This is a genomic window from Vibrio sp. S457-15 (assembly GCF_000960545.1).
GTDB classification, from domain to species: Bacteria; Pseudomonadota; Gammaproteobacteria; order Enterobacterales; family Vibrionaceae; genus Vibrio; species Vibrio parahaemolyticus.
In genome coordinates this window covers 1-379 of the sequence record NZ_JYOQ01000053.1, presented here as the reverse complement: position 1 = coordinate 379, position 379 = coordinate 1, and the positions used below count along the sequence as shown (strand labels likewise).

The window sequence follows — 379 nt, the reverse complement described above, 5'->3', positions numbered from 1 at the left end:
GTTTATGGTTTACAGTGATGCAACTAACAGAATGCCGGGACTTTTTGGCACTGCATGAATATATATGCGAGAATATGCAAAAGTGCTGACACGTACTAAGATAATCATAATGACTATTCGCAATTCAGAGAAACAAGATAACCTAGTACGCGCCTTTAAAGCCCTGCTAAAAGAAGAGAGCTTTGGCTCACAGGGTGAAATTGTTGACGCTCTCAAGCAGCAAGGCTTTGAAAGCATTAACCAATCTAAAGTTTCACGTATGCTGACCAAGTTTGGTGCTGTTCGTGCTCGTAGCGCAAAAATGGAAATGGTGTACTGCCTACCGGCTGAGCTGGGCGTACCAACAGTAAGCAGCTCTCTACGTGAACTGGTTTTAGAC

Annotated in this window: 1 pseudogene; it reads left to right on the top strand. The window is 43.5% G+C overall.

Annotation, left to right across the window (positions count from 1 at the left end):
• Window positions 1-115 precede the first annotated feature (115 nt).
• A pseudogene (locus UF05_RS07620) lies at window positions 116-379 on the top strand (transcriptional regulator ArgR); the annotation flags it as partial.